Annotated in this window: 5 protein-coding genes and 2 pseudogenes; 6 read left to right on the top strand and 1 reads right to left on the bottom strand. The window is 73.2% G+C overall.

The window, feature by feature from the left end; translation table 11 throughout:
- Positions 1–229: pseudogene (locus IE312_RS41360) on the bottom strand (D-alanyl-D-alanine carboxypeptidase); the annotation flags it as partial.
- 185 nt (positions 230–414) lie between these two features.
- Here IE312_RS41360 and IE312_RS22500 point away from each other — a divergent pair.
- The 6 genes and pseudogenes from IE312_RS22500 to IE312_RS41355 form a co-directional block, all read left to right on the top strand.
- Entirely contained in the window at positions 415–1362 is a 948-nt protein-coding gene (locus tag IE312_RS22500) for a hypothetical protein (RefSeq protein WP_189984153.1), read from the top strand.
- A gap of 97 nt (positions 1363–1459) precedes the next feature.
- Entirely contained in the window at positions 1460–2923 is a 1464-nt protein-coding gene (locus tag IE312_RS22495; protein ID WP_189984152.1) for a 3' terminal RNA ribose 2'-O-methyltransferase Hen1, read from the top strand.
- A complete protein-coding gene (locus IE312_RS22490; protein WP_189984151.1) occupies positions 2920–5487 on the top strand; it encodes a polynucleotide kinase-phosphatase in 2568 nt (855 codons plus the stop codon). Before IE312_RS22495 ends, IE312_RS22490 begins: the two co-directional genes overlap by 4 nt.
- A 202-nt stretch (positions 5488–5689) precedes the next feature.
- Complete coding sequence (locus IE312_RS22485) at positions 5690–6355, top strand: hypothetical protein (RefSeq protein ID WP_189984150.1); 666 nt, start codon at positions 5690–5692, stop codon at positions 6353–6355.
- Between the two features lie 21 nt (positions 6356–6376).
- The gene (locus tag IE312_RS22480) at positions 6377–7963 is read left to right on the top strand and encodes an AbeC-like domain-containing protein (protein WP_189984149.1); all 1587 of its coding nucleotides are present in this window, start codon (positions 6377–6379) and stop codon (positions 7961–7963) included.
- Positions 7960–8248: pseudogene (locus IE312_RS41355) on the top strand (hypothetical protein); the annotation flags it as partial. The gene IE312_RS22480 and the pseudogene IE312_RS41355, both read left to right, overlap by 4 nt.

Here is an 8248-nt window from a genome sequence, read left to right as displayed (position 1 = left end):
GCCGTCCGTCCGGCGCCTTGCCGAAGAGCTGCTTGCCCGTGGCCGGGTTCACGGCGTACGCGCCCTGGGCCGACACCTGCGGCGCGGCCGCGGCGGAGCGCGGGGCGGCGGCCGCGGCCGGCGCGGCCTGGGCGGGAGCGGTCGCGAGGACGCCGGTGCCGAGGACGGCTCCGGCCGCCAGCGCGACGGCGGCTCTGCGCCGGACGCGGATTCCCATGCCGTGGGTCATGGTTCCCCCTTCTGTCATTGGTCAGTTGACGGGGGCTCACTCCATCAGTTCCCGGGGACCGGGAGCCATAACGGAGATCACATGTTGGACACGCGCAGTTCACAACCGCCCAACGGTGAGCAGTGGGGCACGGAACTGTGGGCTCCGCCACAGCGCACATGATCTCCGGCTGGTCGGATGACCCGGTGCGCAAACTCCTCCCCCTCGCCCTCACCGGTCTGCTCGCCGTGTCCGCCTGCCAGTTCGTCGGCGGCGACGACCCCGACGGCGAGGCCCGCCGCCTCAACACCATGAAGTCGTTCCCGTTGAACGCCTACGTTCCGGACGCAACGACCCGCGACGGCAAGGCGGTCGGCACGGCGCAGTGGATCCTCGCCAGGCAGTGCATGGTCCGGCTCGGCTTCAGCGGCTTCAAGACGCTCGACATCCGGACGGTCGAGTCGACCTACCCGGTCCGGCAGGGCACCCTCATGAGCGGCGGCAGCAAGGTCGGCGACGCCACCCCGTACGGTGTGGACGACCCCGACCTGGCCGCCGAGCACGGCTACCACAACGCGCGGCGGGACGAGTCCGACGGCAGCCAGCCCATGGAGTTCCCGGCCGACCAGTACGCGGCCCTCACCGGCAGCTTCGAGTCCGGCGACAGCCACCGGGCGCACGGCAACCCCATCCCGAGGAAGGGCTGCATGGGGGAGGCGCTCAAGAAGATCTACGGCCCCGAGCCCAAGCCGACGAAGATCGGCGGCGTGCGGCTGAGCGGCTACTACTCGCTCCCCCTGCAGTACTGGTACATGGCGCACAAGGAAGCGGCGAAGGACCCGGCGTGGAAGAAGGCCGACCGCGCGTGGTCGAAGTGCATGAAGGAGGAGGGCTTCCACTACAGCGACCCGGACCAGGCCTCCACCGACTCCGACTGGTACCGCGGCGACGCCCCGTCCGCCAAGGAGAAGAAGACCGCCGCCGCGGACGCCCGCTGCAAGCTCGACACCCGGTACATCCAGACCGTGCACGCCGTCGAGAGCCGCGCGCAGAAGAAGACCATCACCGAGAACAAGAAGGCGCTGGAGGACCGGCGCGCCGACGACCGGCGGGCCATGGCGACCGCCCGGAAGATCGTCGACGCCGCGTCCTGAGCGGGGATCCCGCGCACCGCGGCCGGTTCGTCAGGAACCGGCCGCCGCAGGGAAAAACGGTGGTCGGCCGGGGTGCCGACCCGGGAGACTCGACGGCATGTTCGTGACGATCTCCACCACCGGCACGGCCGGGAACCCGGCCACCGACCTGGGGTACCTGCTGCACAAGCACCCCGGCAGGACGCAGGCGTTCTCCACCTCGTACGGCACGGCGCACGTCTTCTACCCCGAGGCGGACGCCGAGCGGTGCACGGCCGCGCTGCTGCTGGAGACCGACACGGTCGCGCTGGTCCGGCGGGGCAAGGGCAAGGGCCGCGGCGGCGCACCCGACGCCGCCCTCGCGCAGTACGTCAACGACCGCCCCTACGCGGCGTCCTCGCTGCTCGCCGTGGCGCTGGGCAACGTCTTCGCCAGCGCCCTGCGCGGAGTGTGCGCCGCCCGCCCGGAGCGGGCCGCCGCACCCCTGCCCCTGCGCATCGAGGTGCCGGCCCTGCCCGCCCGCGGCGGGGCGCCCCTGGTGCGCGGGCTCTTCGCACCGCTCGGCTGGACGGTCACCGCCGATCCGGTGCCGCTCGACACCGCGTTCCCGGAGTGGGGCGACTCGCGGTACGTACGGCTGGTGCTGGAGTCGGACCGGCTGACCCTCGCCGAGGCGCTGCGCCACCTGTACGTGCTGCTGCCGGTGCTGGACGACGCCAAGCACTACTGGGTCTCCGCCGACGAGGTGGACAAGCTGCTGCGGGCCGGCGAGGGCTGGCTCGCCGGGCACCCGGAGCAGCACCTGATCACCAGCCGGTACCTGGCGCGCCGCCGGTCGCTGACCCGGCGGGCGGCTGAGCGGCTGGAACTGGTGCGGCTCGCGGAGGCCGACGACAGCGCGGTCGAGGACCTCGACAACGCCGTCGCCGAGGACACCGAGGCCGAGGAGAGGCCGGCCCCGCTCGCCGTGCGACGGCGGGAGGCGATCACCGCGGCGCTGCGCGCGTCCGGCGCGGCCCGGGTCCTCGACCTCGGCTGCGGACAGGGCCAGTTGGTACAGGAACTGCTGACGGACGTACGGTTCACCGAGATCGTCGGCGTCGACGTGTCGGTGCGTGCCCTGACCGTCGCCGCCCGGCGGCTGAGGCTGGACCGCATGGGCGAGCGGCAGGCCGCACGCGTCCGGCTCGTCCAGGGCTCCCTCACCTACACCGACAAGCGGCTCAAGGGCTACGACGCCGCCGTGCTGAGCGAGGTCGTCGAGCACCTCGACCCGCCCCGGCTGCCCGCGCTGGAGTACGCCGTCTTCGGGCACGCCCGCCCGCGCACGGTCGTGGTGACCACCCCCAACGTCGAGTACAACGTCCGCTGGGAGAGTCTGCCCGCCGGGCACGCCCGGCACGGCGACCACCGCTTCGAGTGGACCCGCGAGGAGTTCCGCGGCTGGGCGGCGGCCGTGGCCCGACGGCACGGCTACGACATCGGATTCACCCCCGTCGGCGACGAGGACCCCGAGGTGGGGCCGCCCACCCAGATGGCCGTGTTCACGATCAGGGACGAGAAGGAGGCGAAGGCGGCATGACCGGCACACAGCACCAGGGACGGACCCTGCCCGTCACCGACCTCGCCCTCGTCGTCCTCGTGGGCGCCTCCGGCTCCGGCAAGTCCACCTTCGCCCGCCGGCACTTCAAGCCCACCGAGGTGATCTCCTCCGACTTCTGCCGCGGCCTGGTCGGCGACGACGAGAACGACCAGGACGCCACCCGGGACGCCTTCGACGTCCTGCACTACATCGCCGGCAAGCGGCTGGCGGCCGGCCGGCGCACCGTCGTGGACGCCACCAGCGTGCAGCAGGACGCCCGGCGCCGGCTGGTCGAGCTGGCCAGGGAGTACGACGTGCTGCCCGTCGCCATCGTGCTGGACGTGCCGGAGGAGGTCTGCGCCGAGCGCAACGCGGGCCGCCCCGACCGGGCGGCCCTGCCCCGCCGGGTCGTCCAGCGGCACATCCGCGAACTGCGCCGCTCGCTGCGCCACCTGGAGCGCGAGGGCTTCCGCAGGGTGCACGTACTGCGCGGGGTGCGGGAGGTGGAGAACGCCACCGTCGTCACCGAGAAGCGCTTCAACGACCTGACCCACCTCACCGGCCCCTTCGACATCATCGGCGACGTCCACGGCTGCTCCGCCGAACTGGAGGCACTGCTGGCGAAGCTGGGGTACGCCGACGGGGCGCACCCCGAGGGCCGTACGGCCGTGTTCGTCGGCGACCTGGTCGACCGCGGTCCGGACAGCCCCGGCGTGCTGCGCCGCGTCATGGCGATGGTGAAGTCCGGCGACGCCCTGTGCGTGCCGGGCAACCACGAGAACAAGTACGGCCGTCACCTCAGGGGCCACGAGGTCCGGCTCACCCACGGGCTCGCCGAGACCGTCGCGCAGATGGCGGGCGAGAGCGAGGAGTTCAGGGCGGAGGTCCGGCAGTTCCTGGACGGGCTGGTCAGCCACTACGTCCTGGACGGCGGCAGGCTGGTGGTCTGCCACGCCGGCCTGCCCGAGAAGTACCACGGCCGCACGTCCGGCCGGGTCCGCTCCCACGCCCTGTACGGCGAGACCACCGGCGAGACCGACGAGTTCGGGCTGCCCGTGCGCTACCCGTGGGCGGAGGACTACCGGGGCCGCGCGGCGGTGGTCTACGGCCACACCCCGGTGCCCAAGGCCACCTGGCTCAACAACACCATCTGCCTGGACACCGGTGCCGTCTTCGGCGGCAGGCTGACAGCACTGCGCTGGCCGGAGCGCGAGCTGGTCGACGTACCGGCCGAGCGGGTCTGGTACGAGCCGGCGCGGCCACTGCGCACCGAGGCGCCCGGCGGGCACGACGGCCGGCCGCTGGACCTGGCGGACGTGCACGGCCGCCGGGCCGTGGAGACCCGGCACGCGGGCAGGGTGGCGGTCCGGGAGGAGAACGCGGCGGCGGCCCTGGAGGTCATGAGCCGCTTCGCGATCGACCCGCGCCTGCTGCCGTACCTGCCGCCGACCATGGCGCCCACGGCCGCCTCGGCGGTGGACGCCGACGGCGGAGCCGCTGACGGACACTTCCTGGAGCACCCCGCGGAGGCCTTCGCGCAGTACGCGCGGGACGGGGTGGCGCGGGTGGTGTGCGAGGAGAAGCACATGGGCTCCCGGGCCGTGGCCCTGGTCTGCCGGGACGCGGACGCGGCGCGCGGGCGGTTCGGGGTGGACGGTCCCACCGGGTCCCTCTACACCCGTACCGGGCGGCCGTTCTTCGACGACGAGCAGATGACCGAGCAGATCCTCGGCCGGCTGCGAACGGCGATCGGGGACGCCGGGCTGTGGGACGAGTTCGGCACGGACTGGCTGCTGCTGGACGCCGAGCTGATGCCGTGGTCGCTGAAGGCGTCGGGTCTGCTGCGCGCCCAGTACGCGGCCGTCGGCGCCGCCTCCGGCGCGGTGTTCCCGGACGCGCTCGCCGCCCTGGAGGCGGCGGCCGCGCGCGGTGCCGACGTGGGCGGCCTGCTCACCCGGCAGCGCGAACGGGCCGCCGACGCGGCCGCGTTCACCGCTGCCTACCGCCGTTACTGCTGGACCACCGAGGGCCTGGACGGCGTCCGGATGGCGCCCTTCCAGCTGCTCGCGGTCCAGGGCCGCAGCCTCGCCGCACTGCCGCACGACGAGCAACTGGCGCTGGCCGACCGGCTGGTGGAGCACGACGGCACCGGACTGCTGCACACCACCAGGCGGCTGTACGTCGACACCGGCGATCCGGAGTCGGTGCGCGCGGGGGTCGACTGGTGGCTGGAGATGACCGGCCGCGGCGGCGAGGGCATGGTCGTCAAGCCGCTCGGCGCGCTCGTCCGCACCGCCGAGGGCCGGCTGGTGCAGCCGGGCGTCAAGTGCCGGGGCCGCGAGTACCTGCGGATCGTCTACGGTCCGGAGTACACGAGGCCGGAGAACCTGGCCCGGCTGCGGCAGCGGTCCCTGAACCACAAGCGCTCCCTGGCGCTGCGCGAGTACGCGCTCGGTCTGGAGGCCCTGGACCGGCTCGCGGACGGGGAGCCGCTGTGGCGGGTGCACGAGGCGGTGTTCGGGGTGCTGGCGCTGGAGTCGGAGCCGGTCGACCCCCGGCTGTGAACCCGTCCGTCCGGGAGCTGCCGTCGAGCCGGGGCACGGTGCCCTGAACACCTGTCCGACGCACTGCCCCGCGGGCGGCGGATCGGAAGCGCATCGGAAGCGTGAAACCGGTCCCCGCCCGACGGATGTCGGGCAGAGTGACTGTCGTCATCCCGACGGAACGAGCGAGATCCCGGACGTCTGCCGGGAGTTGCGAGGACCCATGAACCACACCTACGAGCCGCCGAGCCTCTTACCCGCCGGCGGCAGGGAGCGGACGTTCGCACTGCTCATCGGTGGTGTCCCCTTTCTGCTGATCCTTCTCATGGGCATCGTGCCCCACCTGGACACCGGGGGAGACGGCGGACCCGGAGCGGCCTCCGCCGACGGCGGCGGCTACTCCGGTGGCTATTCCGGGGGGTATTCCGGTAGTTACTCGGACGGCTCCTCCGGCGACCACGACCCGTCGTCCTCGAACGAGCCGGTACCGGACACCTCCACGGCGTACGAGACGCCGACCTGGACACCTACCGACGCCGCCGACCCCGCCGGCACCGCTTCCGGCCCGGCCGGCACCTCCGGCACCGGCACCGAGGCCGCCGACGGCCCCGCCGGCACGGTGACCCGCTTCTTCGACGCCATCAACCAGCACGACTTCGCGACCGCCTGGGACCTGGGCGGCAAGAACCTCGACGCGTCCTACGCCTCCTTCGTGTCCGGCTTCGGGGCCACCGAGCGGGACGACATCACCATCGAGTCCGTCCGGGGCGACACGGTCTGGGTCCAGCTCCGGGCCCGGCAGACCGACGGCACGCACAAGACGTACAGCGGCCGGTACACCGTGGGCGACGGTGCCATCACCCACGCCACCATGACCCCCACCGGCTGACCAGAGCGGAGCGAGAAGACAATGGCGAGCGACTTCCTCACCGTGCCCGCTCCGTCGCCGGAACCGGGCGGCCCGTCCGGGCCCCGGCCGGGCCCGGACGCCACCAGCAACGCCACCCGGCTGCTGTGCGCGGGCACCTACCTCGACCCGGTCTACCGCGCCGGTGTCATCCGCGAGTTGCTGACCCACCGGTACCGGGTGGTGGCCCCGTCGTACGGGTACGACGCGGTCCCCGTGCTCGCGCACGCGCTGGCGGCGCGCCGGCTGCAGCGCATCCGGCTGGCCGTGCTGGCGGCGGGCACCGCCCTCACGTTCCTCCTCACGACCGTCGGCGTGCTGGACGGCTTCGCCGGAGTGCTGGCGGTGGTGTGGCTGATGTGGGTCACCGCGTTCCTGCGGCGGGTCGTCACTCTGCAGACGCTGACGCGCCGGCTGGCCGCCCCCTCCCGGGACGGACGCCGGGGCCGCGGGTTCGACGGTTCGTACCCCGAGCACCGGGAGCTGACGCGCGAACTGGTGGCCAAGATCGAGCGGGAGCAGACCTCGGACGGCACGGTGATCCGCTACGGCGGCTACAAGCCGTTCGTCGGCGCGGGCGCGCCGGTGCGCCGCTGGTCCAACGCGGAACTGCTGATCGGCGCCCCGCTCGTGGTGTTCGACGGCCGGCCCGGCGCCGGGCCGGCCGCGGCACCCGGAGCCACCGGGCAGGAGCCCCAGCGCAAGGAGGTCGTCCCCTTCACCGTCGAGGAACTGACCGCCTACGTCGCCGACCGCATGACCGCCCGGCTGCGCGACCGGGCCCGCCCCGCGCAGCGGATCGAGGGCCTCGCCGTCGAGCGGAGCACCTTCACCACCGCCGTCACCACGCTCCGCGGCCTGGCCGAGCCGACCCCCGAGCAGCTCGACCGGCTCGACGGCCGGTGGGAGGACCGCCACGACACGGGCCGCACCTATCTGTGCATCCGGGTGGGCTCCTGGGACCAGGAGCTGGTCACCACGGCCTTCGTCGGCTTCGACCTCAAGGGCAACACGCTGCACACCGAGTTCTACTCGTACGTGCTGGCGCCGGTCCGGGCGAGCTTCCAGCTGGTGGACCGGCTCCCCGCCGCCCTGGACGAGCGGCTGCTGCTCAAGCTGGCCTGGCACACCGTGCGCGGCACGCCCCGCTCCGCGGTCCGGTCGGCCGCGGCCAGGGCGGCGGGTGCCCGGCTGCTGCCGCGGCTGCCGTGGGCCAAGGAGAAGCTCCGGGTGCCGCAGCCGGCCGACAGCAGCGAGTTCGGCCTCGGCCGCTACGCGGACGCCGTGCTCAACCGGGGGGCGGTCACCAGTGTCCGCGAGATGGCGACCAGCCCCCGCTTCCACGTCTTCTTCCAGGAGACCGACACCGTGAAGTACACGCAGATCGTCGAGCGCCAGTTCCTGCAGGTCGTGCGGGACTTCCTGTACGAGCACAACGTGGACCTGGCGGAGCACGAGGCACGCCAGACGAACATCCTCAACGACTACGGGCACAACAACAGCTTCGTGAGCGGGGACAACAACACCACCAACTCGGGCACGCAGCACTTCGGCGGCCCGGCCGGCGGTCAGGGGGCGGGAGCCGCATGACGCACACCTCGGGCGGCAACAGCAGCGACTACGGAAGCAGGAACGACTTCGGGCGCAACAACAGCTTCGTCACCGGCAACAACAACACCACCAACTCGGGCACGCAGCACGTGCCTGTCCCGGCCCCAGCCCCGGCCCCCGTCCGTCCCGCCCAGCCGGACCGGGGCGACTCGGAGCCGGCCCCGGACCGCCGGCGCAACGTCTTCGTCGTCCACGGGCGCGACGAGGAGGTGCGCCTCAGGATGTTCGACCTGCTGCGCCTGCTCGACCTGCGCCCGCTGGAGT

Origin of the sequence: Streptomyces capoamus, assembly GCF_014654935.1 — a bacterium.
GTDB classification, from domain to species: domain Bacteria; phylum Actinomycetota; class Actinomycetes; order Streptomycetales; family Streptomycetaceae; genus Streptomyces; species Streptomyces capoamus.
The sequence above is the reverse complement of the archived record's forward strand: the minus strand, read 5'-3'. Positions and strand labels throughout refer to the sequence as shown.

Bases quoted from the DNA above. Each gene is read 5' to 3' on its own strand.
- IE312_RS22480 (WP_189984149.1), top strand. From the start codon at position 6,377: ATGGCGAGCGACTTCCTCACCGTGCCCGCTCCGTCGCCGGAACCGGGC.
- IE312_RS22485 (WP_189984150.1), top strand. From the start codon at position 5,690: ATGAACCACACCTACGAGCCGCCGAGCCTCTTACCCGCCGGCGGCAGG.
- IE312_RS22490 (WP_189984151.1), top strand. From the start codon at position 2,920: ATGACCGGCACACAGCACCAGGGACGGACCCTGCCCGTCACCGACCTC.
- IE312_RS22495 (WP_189984152.1), top strand. From the start codon at position 1,460: ATGTTCGTGACGATCTCCACCACCGGCACGGCCGGGAACCCGGCCACC.